This is a genomic window from Paenibacillus sp. FSL H7-0940 (genome assembly GCF_037979415.1).
GTDB classification, from domain to species: Bacteria; Bacillota; Bacilli; order Paenibacillales; family Paenibacillaceae; genus Paenibacillus; species Paenibacillus amylolyticus.
The window spans coordinates 1,219,505-1,238,421 of record NZ_CP150280.1 but is presented as its reverse complement, the minus strand read 5'-3'; the positions used below and the strand labels follow the sequence as shown (position 1 = coordinate 1,238,421).

Below are 18,917 nucleotides of genomic sequence, written 5' to 3'. Positions count from 1 at the left end.
TGTTATATACGACTTACGCTCGTTCCAGTTAAGCGTCCTTCGTCATCATAATTTAGACCAATATTGTAAGTGAACATCGACTCTCCACTCGGATCATATGTACGGGCCGTCACCTGCGTTAACCTGAAATACTTGTAATAATCATAATCCGGGTGGGAATAGCCCACTCCGGAAGGAAAGTCTTCCTCATCCTCTGAGCCAAACTTCATCCAGATCGAAACCTTCCATGCCGATTCATACAAGAGGTCTGCTCCAGTCACCCTGTCCGGGTCCTGTATGTGCTCCCGATATAATGTAACGGAAGGTTCACCTTCAAGGGGAGAAACATTCGAATTGGAGATACTGCTATATTTGCGAAGCTCCCGGTGGATTAGATCCAGCACGGGAAATACAATATTTTCATTCACAATGCCGGCCATTACACCATCACTCCCTTTCTTGCCCACATCATATCAATGACCTGTAACATGCCACGGTCGACCGAATAACTGGTTTTAATACTCTTAATCGTATATACAGCTCGTGTGGTGGTCGTTTTATCCGTCACAATGACGTTGTCGAGCAGATCAAGCGCAGGATTCGCAGGAATGGACACCTGTAGCGTACGGCACATCCGTTTCATATCAAAAAAAGCTCGTTCTGCCACCTGTCTCTTGGCTTCAACCGTCTTCGCCCAAGGAACGGCCAGCACCATGGTTCGGATTTCTCCTTTGAGTTCAAGCAAAATCTCCTTGTCCACGAAACTGCTCTGACTACTATTCGAGTCGATAACAACGATGTGACTTCTTCCTCTGGACCAATCCGTGGATTTGGTAATGGAGATCAGATTGTCATTCTCGGAAAACTCTGCCACGACCGGTTTGTCATAATTCAGGCGCTCCAATCGGTATGTACCATAACGGTCACAGTAGCTTCGATACGGAATCTCCGAGATCACTTCCTGAACGGCTTCCGTAACTTTGCTTGACCATTGCTCAAACGTCCTGCCATATTCCTCGATAAATGGATTAAGCCATCCATTCGGTGTCAGTACTGTACTTGCATCCTTGACTTCAAACTCACCTTCTTGACCCGGTACGGGGACAATGACCCTACCCGTCTTCTGATTTACCTCAATCAGATAGGTCTCGTCAATCACGTAGTCAGGATAAGAGCGATCCTCACTGGTAGCCCGCCAACCCACCATACCTGCATGTTTAACGAGATCTAGTACTACCGTAGATTTGACCCAGGCCGGCTTTTCAAGCTCCACAGGCTGAGCGGGTGTTGGATTAACTGCCGGAGTGGAGGTTGCTGTAATGGTCCAGCTTGCCGGGTCTGCGAGCATCTCCTGATAATAGGTCCATACCTTGTCCACCCAATTCTCCCGATCTTGACTCCAGGTCATGGGAGCAATGTCTCCACCATTATGGAAATAAAGTACATCCGCCTTGGAACTCACTTTTTTCCCTCTGGACGCCAGCGCCTTGGACATCCGTTCTGCTCCGCGCTTCATTTGCTCCTGAATACCTGCGTATTTCTCAGTACACGGCCCCTCACTAGGACAGCCATATCCAAGAATAAAGCTGCCGTTCTCATCTTTACCCTTACCTTGTGTTCCGAGAACGGTCTCGTGCCTGCATATCGCAAGCAAAAACTTATGATTAGGTACACCATACGCTGCAGCTTGGGCCTGTGCGGCCTGAATTATGGATGATGTCCGGTCCGTGCCAACTGCTGCAGGCGGCACCGGATCTGGCACATTATCAATCTCATCTACTTCTGGATAAGCTTTTTTCTCGGAAATGACTTTCTCGATAATGCGCTTGTACATATCTCGGGCCGTAATCTCCAGCGTGGAGCCTTCGCCATTGATGTCCACCTTGTCAATCAGTCCAGTAAATACCCGCATCATGTGCTGACCATATCCCATATATATGCGTATCGGTGTATTTTCACTCAGCACCCCGATATGGAATCCGTTTGCGAAATAAGACCATGGAGACGGCACACCCCCAAGCTCAGGAAAATGAGCAGGATTATAATCCGGGGAGAAGAATCCTCTCGGATTGGAGATGGTCAGCCGTGCTTCCCTGGCTTCAGAATCAAACTGATCATCGATTTCGGCACTAATAATATTTGGAAGAACCTGCGTGTCCATATAGACAAAAGACCCGACCTGAATAACATCCGTCTCTGTCCTTCTATTATTGATAAAATCTCCGTAGCTGTTCGTTTGATAATATCCTTTAGACGGATCGAGCCCTTCTTCACTCTTTTGATTCTTCAACGGAGCAGGTAACAACTCTTGTATGCGAATATAATCAATGGCGAATTTTTTATACTTCTTACTCGAAGCAGGAACAGACCCGGTTGGGACAGTGGGGTTTTGTTTGCCCCCATAGGTCACCTTAATCTTGATACTCTTGGCTTTTGCAGGGATCACAATATTATTCAATTCCGTGAGTTTGGTCAGATCATATGCCCCGTTAAACTTATTGACAAAGGCATACGTTTTACCATCAATCACCACAGCGAAAGAATCCCCTTCCACTTCACTAAAATTAGTCCCCATTCCAATACTAAGCAGCCCTTGCGTAGGCATACTCAGTTTCGTAACGTTAATCTCAAATTCAGCTACGGCAGCTTTGCCTTCAAAGGTGTATAGCAACTTGCCTCCTGAATCAAACATAGTCCAGCCCGATTCAATCTTGGCATAATCCGAAAATTTCAATCCGATTGTATAAACGTTTTTCTCATGCCAGTTTCGCTTGTCGAACTTCTCATTCAGTTTGATCTCTCCAGGATATCCTTCGACCTGAACCGGCTTTATATCAGTAAATGTTGTTTTCGCATTTCCGTGCAACTTGCGCTGTCCCTTGAAATACAATTGAGGATTAACTGCCTTACCACCTTCTCCAGTTCTCGTTGTTGGATTGACTCCTTCCCAAATTTCAAAATGTAGATGTCGTCCCTTGCCCACCGCACGTTCAGCCGCAGACACCTTATGACCACCGGTATATACGCCACCCGTATTGCCTAGTGTTCCAATGACAGCCCCTTGAGCTACTTCATCATCCACCGAACAGAGTATCTCTTTTAAATGGAAATACTTAGTGATTACACCGTTTGCATGTCTTATATTTACGGCATTACCAGCACCCTTTGTTTTACTATAGGATATTCGAACAACCTTTCCAGCCCATGCAGCCAAAATCGGCGTTCCAATCTCATCAAACAAATCAATACCTTTATGAATTCTTGTACCTTTATCACGAGGAGAGCCAAAATTATCTGTAACTGTAATACTATCAATCGTTTTACCCTTAACCGGAAAAAAAATCTCCTGAGCATTCGCTTGAGTCGAACCGTTATATATACCATTACTCGACTCATCCACCCAAACGGATTCTGTACTGATGATGGGTACCTGCTCGGTTACGATATGCCTGAACTCTTCTGTCCGTCCCGGGATAAATGCCAGCCGATCTACTTCGACCCGGATATTGGGAAGCGCTCCTTCCCCCAGCTTCAGACGCTGGGATAGCACATTCATAACCTCATCCGAAATTGGAATCATATTGTAATCTCCCCCTTACTTGAATCGCTCGATGGTCCACTTCATGAATCGGTCCAGGAAAGCTACGGCTTCAGCCCGGGTCATAGCGGAATTCCCAAGGAACCATACCTCTGCCTGTTCTGTGCCATTTGTAGGTCTCCCCATATCTGTTACTATCGCTGCACCATCCAGCTTGTTATTGATCGGAATGCCAGCAATTAGTGGATCATTGTTCGCAAATGTTTCGTCTTCCATTTCCGAGACAGCTATTTTCCAGAAGGCATCCTTGTTCTGTACAACTCGCTCCTTTTTGTCCCGATAATAAATGGCCGAATCTTTGCCGACGTCTGCGAACCTCTCGCTCACATCTTTGAGATAATAGAACGTCACTTCGTCGCCTTCTGAGAAAGGTTGATTGAAGACAACCGTATGGTTGTCAATTTCCGAATAAGCCGGTGTTTCTTGGACTTTATCTTTTTTTTCGTCTTTGAATTTCACTGTAATTTTAAGTTTCTTTTTACCTGCCGGATAATTGCCGTTAAGTCTAAAAACCCGTTGTCCCTGAAATGCCGTAATAGGTTGATTAATACCTGTCGTTGGTGCTTTCATGTCCGTAAATCTGGCATAGAACACCTTGCGTAACTTATTAATCAGATGAAAGGCTTCTCCCCGCTGTATAATGGCATTAGGAAAGAAACAATTGTTGTATGCTGGTTTGAGGGTTGTCGCTTTGATATCTTCACTCATGAACTTGTTATTCTTTGTCCAATAATTGAACTTGCAGGTGACACCGTTCAGATTAAAAGGAAGAAACACCGAGCCCCCTGGGCTGACACAATATACATCCGTTCGGTAACCAATAGCCTTTGTTGCAATTTTGGTTACCGCCGCGGCATCTCCCATGGTGTCTGCCCATACCTCGGAAGGAATACTGAGTCTGCGAAGCGGTTGGCCTGCTGCATACAAATATTCCTGATGATTACGACTGAATGGATCGTAGAAGTAGGTCGTCGCTGCACTAAGTACAGCTCTAGGCAGATCTCCAGTCCAGGACACGGGTGGCCTTTTCCAAGCACTGTCTAGCAACGGTTCTCCATAACTACAGAAGGACACCACCTGACCTGCTTTCACACCGGTATACAACTCCACATCGGTTAATCCCTTACTATTGGTTTCAGCCGTTTGGTAGATCGTTTGAACACCGTCAATAAACACATACAGTGGATTGTCATCTGTTGGTTTAATCAGCACAGGCAGACTAAATGAGGTTTGCCCCGCTTTCCCCTTGATTTCCTCATATACAAAAGGCTTGCCTTCCTCAAACTTGTTGTAGTTGATCCCGGCAACAAAAACTTCACCATCTTCCAAAACCATATTCGTGGCTTCCATGACATCGTTATAGAACCAGTCCCCTTCGTTTACATCAACCCATTTTCGTATGATAAACACCTCCTATCTTTAGAATAGACAGAAAAGAGAGTAGGTCACCCTACTCTCGAATTGTTCGTTCCAGCAGACGCTTGGTTCGCATCAGGAAAGTAACAAACTCTGCTCTGGTTATGAAGTTTTCCGGTCTGAAATATAGAATTGGGGTGCCATCCAATTGTGTTACAACCGTCAGCCCCAAATCAGCCAAGCGTTCAATGGAATCTCTTGCCCAGTGGTCCTTGCCTTCTGTCGTCTGTAAATCCTGAAACTGTATTGCACTCTTACGGTCATATCCATCTTTTTTGATAAGGGTCATGGTCAATTCGACCTTGTACCCCTTCTGATCTTTATCCATCGTATCCTGATGGTAGAAAATAGGGTCAACTTTGATGGACTCTACAACACCAACATAGATATTACCCTTCTCATCATAAAATTTGTGTGTCCAGCCTACGTACATCGCGTAGTCGTGATAGGATTGCTTATCTTTAAACAGGATGTTAATGATGGCCTTGTACGAAGACACGCCCATCTGATGAAAATGCGAGGGAGCATTAATCATTTTAATTTCCCTCACTTGCGGATTGGGCGAAGGTGAAGAGTACGGATCAATAATTCTTCCGTTCACTGGCTCAAACTTCATGCCTGTATCTATATACAGCTTTCTTTTATACCGGTCATTAACTAAGCCAAACGGGTCTTGCTGCGTCATATCAGATGCCCTCCTTACCTATTTTATCTGGGGATATGATTACTTCCCATTCCCGCACCAACATTGCTGGCCATTCGGTTTGCAATACCAGGACTGTTCTGCCGTAGTGTCTTGTCCAACGTAGATGTAAGTCTCTCCACATCTTTTGTGCTGCCTGTCATATTATCGATGTTCACATGAACCGTAACATCCCCCGAGCCAACCATCACACTTTTATGTGTATTGTTCGTCGTCATGTAGTCAAAGTAATCCATGACCTTAAGACCTGCTGGAATGTTGAATGAAGATATCGGTTTATCCATTTTTTTGCTAATTTCATACAAATTTTTGGACTGTTCTACACCCAATGATTGGATTTGTTTAAAAATCTGCATATATTCATCCGAGCCCGGTTTAAACACACCACTATTCAGCAGATTCTTCCAATCTTGCTTGATCGAACTTATTTGTGAGTTCATTTCAGATGCACGGGATTTGTTCAATGCAATTAATTCTGGTGCATCTTCCTTACCCCCATTAGCCGCAAGAAGATCATACATTCGTTTATCATAATCCAACTGCGTCAACTCAAACTGATCATTCATCTTGCGTCTAAGCTCATCAATCTGGCTGTTTTTAACACCATTCAGTTCAAGCTCTGATTGTGCCTTCTGCTGTTTCTTCTCATTGATCTCCAGGCCCAGTTCATCTTTATCCTTACCTTCAGCCATCTTGTTGTATGTCTTCTGTAAACTTGCAATGGCCTTATCGAAGAACTTGATATTCTCTTGCAAATATTTCTCCATTAGCGCGCGCATCTGACCAGAATCTTCGCGAACACCACTAATCAACAGACGGGATCGAGTGACTTGGTAATTGGTTTCGTTATCACTTGTCGATTTGTTAAGCTGCCGATTAATCTTGGCGATCATTTCATCAATACCATTGCTTTGCGGCTGTGGCCTATAACCGTTAGCAATAGTTCCTATTCCACCCGCAGCAGGAATATACTGCATTTGAGGTTGAATGTATTGTATCTGCGGTTGTTGTTTGTTGTCCCCAGGCGGTTTTCCAGACTCTTTATCCATTTGAATCTGGGCTTCTTTTTTCTCCTGCTTATAGTTGTATTCCTTGCCCAGTTTCTTCTCAACTGCATCTCCGCCGTCTTCGCTCCATACCGCCTTAAATCCCTTCCAGTAGTCCCCGAACTTGTTATTCGTTGCATTGTTACCAAATAGGCTGCTGATTCCTCCCTTAACAACTGCATCCATTCCAAGGTTAAGGCCTTTCCACACTTTACCTACAACTGAAGACTGCTCCATATCTTTAAAATCCTTGGCCAGTTCCTCTTTATTTGTTGCACGAATACTTTGCTTCTCCGCTTCTGACTTACCCATATTACTCAGCGGATCAACAAGACCGGACACTACATCCACAGCAGTCATGGCAGCCCCAAGATAAGGAACGGCTTTTAGGGGTTTCAGTATAGACTTACCGAACTTGCCGAGCTTTGCTAATTTCCCTGGAATGTCTCCTTTTTTCTTACGCTCGCTTGTAATATCACGTTGGGTAAGGATATCTCCAGGGGTTCCATCAGGTTTATCCGGACCTCTTAGTACGTTCCCATCCTTGTCACGAATAGGTGCATGACCGTTAAAAAATGCTTTTTTACTACCGACTTCTTTCATATCTTCGAATCTCTGTTTTATCCCTCGTCGCTTCGGCTTGTCCTTCTTCTTCTTGTCTGAACCAAAATCCATAACTTCCTCAATCTTTGATTTAGCCATATCCTTAATTACGTCATTGATAAAATCTTGATGTCTCTCTAAAAAAGGTTTGTTTGCTGAATCTTCCTTGTCATCCTTAACAGGGGATCCACCACTTCCTGCACCTGGAACAACTAACAATCCTCCTGGACCACTCATCATACTCGCGAGCTGAACCTGTTCAAGTTCCTTCAGTTTGGATATGTATGCTGTAGCATCGATCATGCCTTGTCTAAAAGAAGCATTTAACTCATTGACTTCGGTTCTCAATGTGGAGAGAACGTCATTCAATAGAGTTGACTGTTTACGCAGCTTCTGGATCTCGGATTCGTACCGTTGAACATCGGTTGAACCGTATGTAAACTCAGCATTAAGGAAATACAACTTATTTCGTAGTTCAACCGCATCGAGGTCCATGTCATCCATCGCCATCATCAAAACTCTAGCTTGGTGTTCAAGTTGCATCATTGCTCTACTCGTGTCATCCAACTCTCGCCCTAGAAACTCAAGGCTTCGCTTCGTCTTTGCAATCTGAATATCGAGTGAATGCATTTCTTCTCGCAACAGAAGAAGTTCTCGACTATACGTTTTGACTCGCTTCTCAGCTTCGTCACGTTCTTCTGCATGAATGGAAGAAGCCGCTGTATCCCCATCTTGTATAGCCTGATTGTACATTTTATGTTGATGATCTCGGTTAGTCCGGGCCTGAAGTACATCATCTTGCTTGGAGGCGGCCCTACTTTGAATTTTTGTTCTGCGATGATCCAGAGTCTGTAGACGACTCTGCTGTCTGCCCATTTCTTGCGCTACACCAGCACGTTGCACATCCATGACTCGAAGTGACTCGGGAACATCGCTCCCCGTATTTTCGACTTTCCCTGGATCCGCATTCTTATCACCGTATCGTTTCTGATCGCCTTCATTCATCACTTCACCGAACTTATCCCACGCAACCTGAACACCGACTTCATCCATAATTCGGTTAAGCAATTCCATATGATCAACAATGCCACCCGTACGATCACCAATTAACCGCATGACTGCGATAAGATAATCGCCCAGCTCGGCAAATTCCTCTTTCAACCCTTGCATAGCCTCATGTGTTGCAATCTGAAATGCGATTTCGATCTCTCGTTGTCGGAATTGAAGGTTGTCTCTACTACCGGTGCGCTGATGGATCGACGCGTTTGCATCCGTAGCCTTCACTTGTTCAGCAAGAAGATCGAATCTAACTCGATTCGATGCAAAGCCCTGCTGAGGATGATCTCCTTTTGACTGAACCAACAATCCAGCCTTGCTAATCCAGTTGGCTAATGCATCCTCTTGTGCAAGCGTTCCATCAGGGTTACCATCCATTGGAAGGGTCTGGCGCATCATATCCATCAAGTCCTGAATGCCAATATCCAACATCGTTGAAGCTCTAATCATCATGTCTGTGACTTGGGACAGATCAAAGCTATTGCTTCCCCATGCCGAAGTAACAGCTTCCAGACCTGTTGCCGTCTGTTCTACATCCATATTGCCCACTGAATGTAGCTTGGCTACTTCTTCAGCAAACGCGGCAGCTTCAGATGCATGATCATAATTACGAGAACCAATGCGATACGCAAGACCTACATCTTCCTGATCCATACCATGTTGCAGTGCAATTCGTTGCAGATTTTTGACCGTTCCGGTTTGTGTGAATTGCCCACTGTCATTTGTTGTCCCAGACGATCTAAGCTCCAAATTCTGGTCGGCCCGGCTTATCTGTTGATCCATCTGCTGCGACGAGTCAAGGGATTTCTTAAGTAATGTTGATGAATACCCCTTGGTTTCACCCACTGAAATATATTTCATCGTATTCATCACGGAGTCTATCAACCCCTGTGAGCCAGCTGCAGACACACCCTTCATTTCACTGAACGCTCCACGATAAAAGTGCTCCAAATCGGTAGTCAGTGTTTCAATCATTTCCGACTGCATATCACTTCTGATTGTCTCCACTCGTCTAACCAATGTGTTAACACCCGAAAGGTAGCTTCCTTTCAGCGCTGTATTTTGTCCAGTTAATTGATCCATATCTGTTAATATTTCTTGTGTTAAGGAATGTTTATCTCCTTGTCCTTCTGTTTCAGTCAAAAGAATCACCGCCTTTATGCATAAATCCCGTTCTACCTTCATTTAGGCAAAACGGGACATCTCTCTCTTATCCTCCGAGCGCTTGTGCAAGCATACCGATATCATCTTCTGATATCTCCGTGTAATCCTCGTCATTGAAGGTTCTTTTACGTCTGACGGTCCCATCTTCTTCAACTTCCTCGCCCCCACCGCCACCGAACATGCGAAGAGGTGCTGTCATAAGTTCAACCTCAAATTGAATATATTTTTCGGCTGACTTGCATAGCTCCGCAACCTGAGGGAGTGTGTACTCCCAAATCTCCCACTTGTTCAGCCCACAGTGTTTATGGAGGGTGAAAAAGATTTCTCCCCAGTGAACAGGTTCCTGTGTTTCCGTATCACGGATTTCGGTTCCCTCCAAAGACTCCCCCTCGGTGCGTTCTACTTTTTTAAACCATTGAGTCCAATGAGCATATCAATGACTTTGCGAGCTGTGTTCAGATCAAGGTACTCATCCAGATATTCTCGATTGATGATATACTCACCATGCTCATCTTTCGTCACGATATGTGGATAGTTTTTGAATGCCATTGCCAATACATCAAATAAATCCTGCTGCCGCTTTTCATCCAGTTCATCATTCTCAGTCGGAATGAAGTTAAGAATAATGGCATCGATATTCACCGTTTTTAGCAACTTCATCAGACGGCGGGCATCCTTCAGGTTACATGGCGGAATACGATATTTCCGTCGATCCCGCAGCGTAATAATCTCATCATCTTCAAAGAATGCACGCTCAGCAGCTTCCACTTCCTCCGGAGTCACCCGTTTGTTTTCTGGATCATCTTTGATTCGTTTCGCCGCTTCCTCATTTAGCTTTTCCGCAAGCTCACGCTCGGATTTTTCTTGTTCTGTTTCCATGAATTTAAAGACCTCCCCAGGACATTCTCCCCCATATAATAAAAAACCTGGCAAGGCAAGGCTCTGTGAAGGGGAGGACACAGATGCCGTTTGATACCTTGCCAGGAGCAATCAACCTTATTTAGATATTAGATCTTGCTTGGTGCGCTGAAGCGTTTGATACTGCCGATTTTTCCGTCAGCACGTTCAGGATCAAGAATCTGCAAGGAGATTGCAGATGCAGAAGCGGCAGCACGCTGGGCATTGATGCTGAATGTTCCTTTTGCACGGCACATGTACAACTCGGTTTCAACCCCTGCATACGAACCATCTTTTTGCTGGAACGTACCGTGATGAATGACAGAGATCGGGAATGGTACTTCGTCAACCAACAGATCAACCATGTCTACAATTTGATCTCGCTTGTAGTTCAACACAATCTCTTTACCGATATGGAACGCATTCAGGATGACTACACCGTTCGCTTCGTCGTAGAAGAACGCATTGGGTTCCACGGCTGTTCCTTTAGTAGTGAGTTGTTTCAGCAACGTGTTGGAATCTTTGAGACGAACCGTAATGTCACCGTTACTTCCATAGATATCACTCGCATGCTTCGGTTTGGCTTCCGCAAATCCAGAATTGGATACGCCTGCAGCCACTGTAGACTGCTCATTCAGCACCCATACATAAGACTTCACTTGCTCTTGTACCGTTGAACCCATCATCAGCTGGATCGCATCCAGATCGAATTTGGCATCTGTTGCCGACACTTCAATCGATTTGGACTTCACCAGTACATCAATGGCGAACAGACCGTCACCACCAAAGATGTCCTCAAGCTCCACGTTAAGGTCAATTTTCAGATCTTGCAGGGTACCCAGGGTAACTACCTCAATTTCGCCCATCGGATCTTTTGGAAGGCGTTTAGCCATAAACGTACCTACACCTTTGATAATCATTTTTTTAGCCATTGAACAGTCCACTCCTTAGGATAGTATGTAATTTTAGCTACGGAGACTTGCTTAAGCCGGGATCAGGTTAATTGACTTGATGATCGGGAGATCCATTTCGTTTAACCCGTCTGGCTGTTCGCCGTCTCTGCTTTTTATAGTGTAGAACGCTATCTTCAATCCCTAACGATAATGTAAACGAAATATATTGAAGCACGATTAGCCCCGTCATCTTTGGAAAAGGAAAAGGCCTATATACGATCAAAGTAAAGACCCCTACATTAGAGGGGCCATTCTGTTTGGCAAAGCATCTATAATTTGCGCTACCTGTTCCGCACGTTCCTTGATCTCAAATTCATCGGCAGTAACCAGATGAACATGTGAGCAGTATTTGCCATGCTCATAGATTCTCTCGGGTGTAATGAAGACAACGTCAGCAACAGCTTCCATCTTGTGTTTGTGCTTCTCGTACTGATCCGGATCGGTCAACGAATCAAATACGACCAGATCAGGATAGGCTGTCTCGACAGAACTTGCCAGCCGACTATCGTTCACCCAATAGATTACGCGATCACCTTGAAACAGCGTACGGACATTATGGCCCACACGGGCTACGACAAAGTTTGGAAGCTCCGGATGGGGATACTCCAAGGCATCTACCTGATAGAACTCATCACTGGAGTTGATATATATTACATTGTAGCCTACTTCCGCGAGTGCTTTTAACAGCCGTTGTGGTCGACGCCCGAATCGTTCACTATGGAAATCGATCGCAGGCAGATATACAATCGTTGTATCCGTGTTTGGGGTGTAGGTCGTAACATTGAACTCCGTCGCGTCAATCTCTATTTCTTCAAGCTCAATTGTCGGTGTAGTCGATTGGCTACCAAACATTCGTTTAAATATCTTTCTCATTTCTCATACCTCCTATGACCTGATTAATCATCTTCACGGCATCCATTGCCCTGCCATCCCAGCTATTAGACTTAGCCACCCTTACTCTTGCCGCAATTTTGGAAGCACTATTCTCACGAATCGCTTTCTCCAACATCACCCCGCAATTATGCTGATTCATAAAGTAAGTTACATCGCTGTACTTATGAACAATTTCCTCCATACGCGTTGTCAACACAGGTTTGCCCGCTGACAAATATTCGTAATACTTGATTGGATCGCAGCCACGGATCATCTCTGTCAGCTTGAATGGCACGATACAGACATCGAATTGAGCAATGTAGGCGGGAAGCACTTTATAATCTTTGTGCGGAAGACAAGTCACACTGGGATGCACAATATTTTTTTGATAGAGGGCATTGTTTCCAATCAAAACAACACGATAACCTTTATCTGCAATAGCGGTAATCAGCGAATAATCCACCCACGATGCCATTGCACCGTGGAAACCCACAATCTTTTGCCCATCATGAACATCGGGGAAGTCCGCCGGTTTGGGCAGAATTGCCCGCGCTTTCTCAAAATGTTGGTAATCTGCCCCGTTAGGGCACATAAAGATTGGTTTGCCGTCATGTTTATGTGCCTCGTACATCACCTTGGCAGTCGTGGCAATAAGATCTGCACGGTCGAAACATTTCGGGATGTAGGATTTCCACACAGCAAACTCATCAGCCGAATTATCAAGGTAATCAAATACGGTAAAATCAAACTTCCGTCCATCCGAATAATTGTACTGACCTGGATTCGAGAACCAGAGTACCTTCTTTCCTTTCACCAGGTGATCGTAGTTCACACCTTTTTGCACAAGGAACAGATCCTCATTTAACTTTTCAATCGGGCGGGTCTGCTTTCTGTACGTTTCTTCATTGATAAAGATAGCCCTTATACCTGGAATATTAGAGAAGGCGGTCATCAATTGCTGAGGACGTTGGAACAAGAGGTTCCAGTCAAGTGCGGGCGGGTAGACAATGGTCATTTCTATACTTTCAAAAACCGGATTTTCTCGTTGTTTTCTACGAAGCAGCCAATTGAGCAATCAACTCCACCCCTTCCGCATAGGCATGAACGGGACGCAACCGAGTATCTACAAACAATTGAAATCCCAATCTTCTAGCTTGCTCACAGAATGGTGCATCTTCACCTGTTGGATGGGAACCATATCGAACCCCTGCTTCGATCACTTCACGCTTAATAAAATATACGGCACCTGTCAGTTCTACCGGGAACAAACCCGCTTTGAATTCAGGTATATGTTTTCCGCCGATCATGGCATTATGAGCCTTCAATTTTGGGTGATTCCGTATAAGCATTGCGCATATATCTTTGTCATTATCCATTAACTGCCGTAGGCTACCCTCAGGAATGATGATATCCGTATCAATTGAGAACAGATAATCACAGTCCGATTTCAGAAACTCATCCAGAAGCATATTCCTCAACAACGCCAGGTTGTGATAGGAATATTGTCCACGTATATGACCATATGTTCTCCCCAGATTATGAGTCAGATAAGGAATCTGATGACAATCAAGGATATGCTCCGTCTGATCTTCACTATCATTCAGGATGTACATATAATGCTTCTGCACTGCTTGTTGCTCAAGTGATTGCAAGTGCCGTTCCATAATCCAAGCCCGATTACGTACAGGACTACCTATAAATACGTTTTTCACAGTCCATCCCCTCTCCCTTTTTACATAGTCTAGACTGTTGCTCAATAACCTTCGCACATTGAACAAAAAAGGAGTGATTCCTCAAAAGAAGAGAGAGAACGAAGCATTTTTCCTATTCTAGTACAGAAGGAGTTGATGAATATGTATACCAAAGAAACTATTATTCACACATGGGAAGAAGGTGACAGGCATGCTGGGGAGTGTAGAACTAATCCACAACTGGTTCCAAATGGCCTCTGATGGAGAAGCCCATGCTTCTGTCCGATTTGGGGATGCTTCCAACACCATTCTGGCCCACGATACCGTTCTGACTATGGATTTCATCAAGTCTCACTACGGCTGGTTGAACGATCCTACCTATTGCGGGATAACCTTACCCAATGCAAGTGCGAGAGAAATTATCGTACACTGCCTGCGAAAAGCGGATTACGTCGGACATCTGATCCAGACAGATCACTGGTATTTCAAGCCGTTATTCGATATGTGCCTTGCATATTACAAAGTTGAGCCCAGAGAGACCTTCTATGCTTTTGAGAATAATTACATCGCCCGATTCAAGTTATTCTACGAAACATTCAAGACCATGCCTATTCTGATCTGCGGAGCCAAGGCCGAGCAATATCGAGAAGTTCTGGAGCGGAGATACGGGTGGACAAGCATCGTGGGAACGGTGGACTGCCCCTCGTGGTCTCATGTGAGCACAGCATCCAAACAAATGGAACATATCTACCAACAGACACCGTGGAAGCTTGCTCTGGTGTGTGCAGGTGCACCCGGCAAGGTACTGGTTATTAAAGCCAAAGAACTGCAAACCGTAGGTGTTGACTTTGGTTCCGGAGCAGATGTTGCCATTCAAGCCGACAGCGAAAATCTGAACGCATGGGATTACAACGGATTTCCTGATTATTGGGAAGGCAGACCCAAAAAATGACCCTCTCCGGGTCTTTTTTGCTGGATAAAACTATGATTCCAAATCCGATTTTATTGACTTAGTAGCTGTTGATAATTTAAACTATCTGCCTTATTATTGTTAAGATAACTCCTAATCTAACCTGGTTTAAACTTGCATGAAGAGGAGCTCTGCTAAGATATTCAAACCGTTGGAGGGAAATGTAATGGCGTACTCGCAGTCAAAGACCGAAATAGTAGCAACTCATTTACGAACAAGATTTATGGAAGGTAACGTAGAGGGACATGAGATCGTTGTTGCCTTGATCAGTATGGTCAAAGCTGAGAAGATTAATTTAGATGAAGTTGCCCCTATTCTCTCTACAGTCTTTTTTGAACAACCGCAAGGTATTCTATTGGCACTCGAAAAAGCAAGCACTCTGATTGATGATGAATTAATTGATTCCATTCTCCACGAAGTAAACGAAAAAGCTTAATCTTACATACAAAGGGAGAGCTTATCATCAGATTTTAATTTACAACAACCAGTTATTCTCTCCACACTTTTAGATTGAATAGATTCATCACTGAGAAATTGGAATTTCTCGTTATTTTCTGTCCTCCTCTGCTTATTCTAGTAGTATTACGAAGGAGGGGACACCAATCGAGACAGTGAATAAAGCCATTTTATTTTTAGCAGTTATTGAAACCATGCTTGAAGCGCTCCACCATACAGAAGTAGATCAGACAGAACTTGTGGATTCGCTTGTCATGTTAGGTTTTGATCCCATTGAGATGTTGTATGAGACAAATACCATTAGATCTTTCCAAAAGATATGCAGGGCTTTCGCAGAACTCCATCTTACAGATGAGGCCCTGGACACGTTCTCAAAAGAGTAGTTACATAACCAGAACCCCACATCACATTCGACGTGGGGTTCTGGTTTTTTTTGAATTTGAACCTTTTTTGAAACGGATCAGTTTAACCTTCCCCATCCTGCCTCGTATAGGTCATCTAGGGACTATGGACATCTCCATCGCCCCTGTTGAGTCTGACTTAATAAACGAAAGGATGGTTGTATGAGCTCACCCACACCAACACATGTGATCGAAACAAATCAACTCGCTGTTATTGGAGTCGTCGATGAATCCTCGATTCAGACCCAATATGAACTTGAGTATCCTGATCATATCGTGATTATACAACATTTTTATTTTTTGAAAGATCCAGCACACTTTAACTCCTGGTTAACCAGCAGACAGGTATAACCTCTATCTGAGATGTACTTTGGGTCAGGACTTTTTACGTCTGCGCTCATCAATTAAAACCTTCAGTAACAGCAACTCTCCATAGGTTAACTTCTTCTTGCGTACCTTCTCTACCCATGCCCAATCTTCAATCACCTTGTCGTTGTAGGCATCTCCAATGTACTGATCAAGTTCATTCCAGGCCCATTGTGCATAATCCAGAACTGTATTCATATCATCATCCTCCGCGACTGCTACTTCTTGTAGTGGGTTTAATTTTATATGTACTGCTTGCTTAAATCTTTCATATTCACCTGGTTGTTTAATCCATGGCAGCGGGCATTCCTTCCATCCAACCACTTCTTTATGTGTGAAGAAGACGGGTGGAAAGCCCCGTTCCCTGATTAGGTATACCGCGAGGTCTACAACGTTATTAAATGTATCTTCATGAATACTGCCATCCTTTTCAATGCACATCTCAATGCCCACTGTACTATTGTTAGGATATGTCCCAAGTTTGGCTATAGCTTCCTTCGTGTATGTTGCACTCCCGCAGTGGTAGGCCAGTTCATCATCCGGTAGACTGTTATATATCGAAGTTCGATCTACCGAGAAGTGCGCGCTTGCATAACGACCTTTCACTGCTTTATTGGAATCCTGCTGTGCCAAACTTGCAAAGTATTTGCTAATGTTCTTCGCGGGCGCTCCGGGAGAAGCCGTATAATGCATCACAATTCCACGTTTCGCTTTTAACTTAAGTCCGGCCCGACTGTATTTATTAACAGGTATGTAATCCTTGGTGATCTGTATCATGACATCTTCTCCTTATCTTCAACTTGATCTTCATTCCCTCGAAGCTTAAAGAGTGCTGAAGTGATAAACTTCGGTACAGGCAGGCCCAGTTTCCCCATGTTCTCCAAAATACTGATTCCTTCGGTACCAATGATGAACATTAACATTGCATCTCGCATAAAATCATTGGAATTGCCTGCAACCATATCCAGTTGATGTGCAATAATGACAAAAACAAATGTCAATGACTTACGAGCAAGCCCCCACCATCCAACCCTGCTGGATAACTCCTTCCTATACCATGCAGACAGTACCCCTGTGATGTAATCCAGCCCCACAAAGATGGTCACGGCAATAAACAGGTGATCAATTCCTCCTACCAAATACACGACTGCCGATAGCAGCCAGCCAAACAAAACCATAAACACGGTATCTCTGTGCATTAACGTTCCCCCTTTAATAACCTATTTCATGTCTAGGTTAGGCGGATCATAGACATAAGTCTCATGCAATACGGAAACCTCCGAAAAAACACTCACCATCCGCTATACAAACAGCAAAAATCCCTCACGCTTGGATGCGGGAGGGATCATGACGAAATGATTCAGCTATAGGTTGATGGATCTGGTGTAACTGGTACACCTGTTGTATTCGTTGGTGTTGTATTCCGTTGGAACATGCCTTGAATTCGGTCCAAAACATAAGGGGTGGAGTCAATGAGTTTCTCAAACAGATGTGTGGAGTTATCGAGTGGTACAATGTGTACCCCCTGTTTACCTACCACCAGGAACGCAATAGGACGTATGGATACACCGCCGCCACTACCGCCACCAAATGGAGAAGCTACTTTAGCTGAACTCGCATGTTCAGCAGAGGTACCCGTAGCACCACTTTTGCCACCACTTTCTCCATTAACGTGAAAATCACTACCACCGGCAGCAAATCCGAATCCCACCTTACTGATTGGCAGAATCACGGTACCATCTGGTGTTTCGACTGCATCGCCAACAATTGTATTGACATCCACCATGGCCTTGATATTTTCCATTGCGGTTTCCATTAAGCCTTGAATTGGATGATCTGACATTTATATTCCCTCCAGTTTCAATGTAAGCTAGGTTTGATCTAACCATATCATCCCCAAACTTGAAGGGACTTATGTAATAAGCATTTTAAATACACTCACCAAATCCCAACCTTACATTCCCAAAAACAGACCGACTATGATGGGTTTTTATACTGTTGTCCCACTAAGCTTATTCTTTTGTTTCTCCTTATGCCTGCGGCGCTGTTCCTGAAGAAGCTTAAACCACATCCGCCATCCCCCTTCGACTTGAAGCACACGGGTGAGTAGTGTAACTCCAGCGATCAGAACGGCTGTAATCCGAATTTTCACTCTGAAATCAAGCTCCGTTCTAAATTCCATTTCATCGGACCATACCGGCATAACCTGAAGCACGGGTGTTTCATCAAAGCGGATCTGATAGGTGAGAAAACCAATAATAATGGATTTGATACTCCACACCCAGCCCGTCAGCACCGCTGTATATGCTGCATCACCAACGCCGATGTGGGTAGCCCAGGACAGTTGGGTCATATGTACGCGTGTAAGTGTTTGCTTCAGCCACAGTTTGAGCGCGTCCGTTGCCCTAAGCATAATTTTCACATCTTTAGCCCACTTTTTGACTTTGCGTTTGTTGACCCGCTCGCTTCCCTGGGCCTCGCCTCTCGAATGATTCATGGATTGTTCGGTTTTGACCAAGAAACCTTCCTTCATATTGCGAAAAACAATACTCGGGATCTCATAGTTAATCCGCACAATTCCATAGAGAAGACGAACATTAATATTGGCGTAATCATCACTTTTATGTTTACTGAATGTAAAATGTACATGAACATTTGAGATGAGGACTGCGGCAATCAGCAATGCGAACAACAAACCGATTCCTCCAAGCCAAATCCACACAGGCCTTACCTCCAAGCCCTCAA

General features: G+C 44.4%; 19 protein-coding genes. 4 read left to right on the top strand and 15 right to left on the bottom strand.

All coding sequences use genetic code 11. The annotated features are described in order from the left end of the window. Window positions 1–2: 2 nt before the first annotated feature. The 11 genes from MHB71_RS05545 to MHB71_RS05495 all read right to left on the bottom strand — a co-directional run bounded on the left by MHB71_RS05545 (window position 3) and on the right by MHB71_RS05495 (window position 14,000). A complete protein-coding gene (locus MHB71_RS05545) occupies window positions 3–419 on the bottom strand; it encodes a hypothetical protein (protein WP_036672293.1) in 417 nt (138 codons plus the stop codon). Beyond that, window positions 419–3,559, bottom strand: coding sequence for a M23 family metallopeptidase (locus tag MHB71_RS05540; protein ID WP_340029039.1), 3,141 nt, complete (start codon window positions 3,557–3,559; stop codon window positions 419–421). Before MHB71_RS05540 ends, MHB71_RS05545 begins: the two co-directional genes overlap by 1 nt. A gap of 15 nt (window positions 3,560–3,574) precedes the next feature. Beyond that, window positions 3,575–4,912: a hypothetical protein gene (locus tag MHB71_RS05535; RefSeq protein WP_340029038.1), complete on the bottom strand. Its 1,338-nt coding sequence runs from the start codon at window positions 4,910–4,912 to the stop codon at window positions 3,575–3,577. 115 nt (window positions 4,913–5,027) lie between these two features. Further along, complete coding sequence (locus MHB71_RS05530; RefSeq protein ID WP_340029037.1) at window positions 5,028–5,678, bottom strand: S-layer homology domain-containing protein; 651 nt, start codon at window positions 5,676–5,678, stop codon at window positions 5,028–5,030. A gap of 23 nt (window positions 5,679–5,701) precedes the next feature. After that, complete coding sequence (locus tag MHB71_RS05525) at window positions 5,702–9,544, bottom strand: hypothetical protein (protein WP_340029036.1); 3,843 nt, start codon at window positions 9,542–9,544, stop codon at window positions 5,702–5,704. 67 nt (window positions 9,545–9,611) lie between these two features. Beyond that, window positions 9,612–9,944 carry a hypothetical protein gene (locus MHB71_RS05520; protein ID WP_223199730.1) on the bottom strand — a complete coding sequence of 111 codons (333 nt, stop codon included), beginning with the start codon at window positions 9,942–9,944 and terminating at the stop codon, window positions 9,612–9,614. Between the two features lie 20 nt (window positions 9,945–9,964). Next, window positions 9,965–10,444 (bottom strand): hypothetical protein, encoded by a 480-nt coding sequence (locus tag MHB71_RS05515; protein ID WP_036607808.1) that lies wholly within the window; start codon window positions 10,442–10,444, stop codon window positions 9,965–9,967. A 128-nt stretch (window positions 10,445–10,572) separates the two neighbouring features. After that, window positions 10,573–11,394 (bottom strand): hypothetical protein, encoded by an 822-nt coding sequence (locus MHB71_RS05510; RefSeq protein WP_036672297.1) that lies wholly within the window; start codon window positions 11,392–11,394, stop codon window positions 10,573–10,575. 255 nt (window positions 11,395–11,649) lie between these two features. Beyond that, window positions 11,650–12,288: a hypothetical protein gene (locus MHB71_RS05505; RefSeq protein ID WP_340029035.1), complete on the bottom strand. Its 639-nt coding sequence runs from the start codon at window positions 12,286–12,288 to the stop codon at window positions 11,650–11,652. Further along, window positions 12,272–13,363, bottom strand: a complete 1,092-nt coding sequence (locus MHB71_RS05500; RefSeq protein ID WP_076251148.1) for a glycosyltransferase — start codon at window positions 13,361–13,363, stop codon at window positions 12,272–12,274. The genes MHB71_RS05505 and MHB71_RS05500 overlap by 17 nt, the downstream gene beginning before the upstream one ends. Further along, on the bottom strand, window positions 13,341–14,000 hold the full coding sequence (locus MHB71_RS05495; protein ID WP_340029034.1) for a hypothetical protein: 660 nt from the start codon (window positions 13,998–14,000) through the stop codon (window positions 13,341–13,343). The genes MHB71_RS05500 and MHB71_RS05495 overlap by 23 nt, the downstream gene beginning before the upstream one ends. Before the next feature lie 190 nt (window positions 14,001–14,190). On the opposite strand from MHB71_RS05495, the gene MHB71_RS05490 reads away from it, so the two are divergent. From MHB71_RS05490 to MHB71_RS05475, 4 genes are all read left to right on the top strand, one after another. Continuing rightward, on the top strand, window positions 14,191–14,931 hold the full coding sequence (locus tag MHB71_RS05490; protein ID WP_307534725.1) for a GT-D fold domain-containing glycosyltransferase: 741 nt from the start codon (window positions 14,191–14,193) through the stop codon (window positions 14,929–14,931). A 184-nt stretch (window positions 14,932–15,115) separates the two neighbouring features. Continuing rightward, on the top strand, window positions 15,116–15,385 hold the full coding sequence (locus MHB71_RS05485; RefSeq protein WP_036607821.1) for a hypothetical protein: 270 nt from the start codon (window positions 15,116–15,118) through the stop codon (window positions 15,383–15,385). Window positions 15,386–15,560: 175 nt separating this feature from the next. Beyond that, on the top strand, window positions 15,561–15,788 hold the full coding sequence (locus MHB71_RS05480; protein WP_036607823.1) for a hypothetical protein: 228 nt from the start codon (window positions 15,561–15,563) through the stop codon (window positions 15,786–15,788). A 180-nt stretch (window positions 15,789–15,968) separates the two neighbouring features. Next, a complete protein-coding gene (locus tag MHB71_RS05475; protein WP_340029033.1) occupies window positions 15,969–16,157 on the top strand; it encodes a hypothetical protein in 189 nt (62 codons plus the stop codon). Between the two features lie 24 nt (window positions 16,158–16,181). Here the strand turns inward: MHB71_RS05475 and MHB71_RS05470 are convergent, their stop codons facing one another. From MHB71_RS05470 to MHB71_RS05455, 4 genes are all read right to left on the bottom strand, one after another. Continuing rightward, window positions 16,182–16,949, bottom strand: coding sequence for an N-acetylmuramoyl-L-alanine amidase (locus MHB71_RS05470; RefSeq protein ID WP_340029032.1), 768 nt, complete (start codon window positions 16,947–16,949; stop codon window positions 16,182–16,184). After that, on the bottom strand, window positions 16,946–17,371 hold the full coding sequence (locus MHB71_RS05465) for a phage holin family protein (RefSeq protein WP_036607828.1): 426 nt from the start codon (window positions 17,369–17,371) through the stop codon (window positions 16,946–16,948). Before MHB71_RS05465 ends, MHB71_RS05470 begins: the two co-directional genes overlap by 4 nt. 161 nt (window positions 17,372–17,532) lie before the next feature. Next, window positions 17,533–18,015, bottom strand: coding sequence for a GerW family sporulation protein (gene ytfJ, locus MHB71_RS05460; RefSeq protein WP_339186664.1), 483 nt, complete (start codon window positions 18,013–18,015; stop codon window positions 17,533–17,535). A gap of 147 nt (window positions 18,016–18,162) precedes the next feature. After that, window positions 18,163–18,894: a DUF2953 domain-containing protein gene (locus MHB71_RS05455; protein WP_339186663.1), complete on the bottom strand. Its 732-nt coding sequence runs from the start codon at window positions 18,892–18,894 to the stop codon at window positions 18,163–18,165. Between the last annotated feature and the right edge of the window lie 23 nt (window positions 18,895–18,917).